1 protein-coding gene is annotated in these 1,069 nt (G+C 45.2%); it reads right to left on the reverse strand.

Annotated features, from left to right (window positions below):
* On the reverse strand, positions 1 to 939 hold a 939-nt coding region (locus R7M72_RS25800; RefSeq protein WP_318056557.1), incomplete at its 3' end, for a phosphomethylpyrimidine synthase ThiC.
* Positions 940 to 1,069: the final 130 nt, after the last annotated feature.

Below are 1,069 nucleotides of genomic sequence, written 5' to 3' on the forward strand. Positions count from 1 at the left end.
GTCGCGCATGACTTCCCAATTCAGGTTCTCAGCAATGCCATTTACTTTCTCCAAAGCCTGATACATAGGAACCGTACCAATTGGCACCGGGCTATTGCGTAAAATCCATTCGCGAGTTTCATGAATGTTACGGCCGGTAGAAAGGTCCATCACGGTATCGCCACCCCAGCGTGTCGCCCAGACAAGTTTTTCCACTTCTTCTTCGATTGAAGACGTGACCGATGAGTTACCAATATTGGCATTCACCTTAACTAAGAAGTTACGGCCAATAATCATTGGTTCAGATTCTGGATGATTGATATTCGAAGGAATGATGGCGCGACCTTCTGCGACTTCTTTACGAACGAATTCTGCAGTAATGTCTTTAGGTAGATTTGCACCGAAGCTTTGGCCGGGATGCTGCTGAGTCAGCACGTCATCGCGATATTTAGCGCGACCCATGTTCTCACGCAGTGCAATGTATTCCATTTCCGGAGTAACAATGCCTTTGCGAGCATAGTGTAGTTGAGTCACACATTTTCCGGCTTTAGCTCGTCGAATACGTGGTAAGTTGCCATAACGCAAATCATCTAAGGTTTCATCGTCAAGACGCTCTTTTGCGTAAACAGAGCTCACATCTTCAAGGATTTCAGTATCATTGCGTTCTTCAATCCACCCTTCTCTAAGCTTTGGTAAGCCACGATAAAGGTCGATAGAGTAATCTGGATCGGTATATACGCCAGAGGTGTCATAAACACGTACAGGCTCATTCGGCTCAAAAATTGGAGCCTCTTTGGTGCCACCAATTAGGCTATCAGCCAAAGAAATTTCACGCATTGGCACTCGGATGTCAGGACGAGAACCCTCTACATACACTTTGGTTGAGTTTGGGTACGGCTGTACCGAGAGAGTATCAATAAACTGTTTTGCTTCCAGTCTCGCTTGTTTGCGACTCGACATAGCATTTTTCCTTGCTTGTTATTCTAGATAAAAAGTATTGGGATAAAAATGCTTGGCGGATAGATGCGACAAGAGGGGTCGAATTATGGACGATTAGAGTTCAGGTGCTCACTCTTTGTCTATTACTGCA

This window comes from Vibrio sp. YT-18, from assembly GCF_033337345.1.
Taxonomy (GTDB): Bacteria; Pseudomonadota; Gammaproteobacteria; order Enterobacterales; family Vibrionaceae; genus Vibrio; species Vibrio alginolyticus.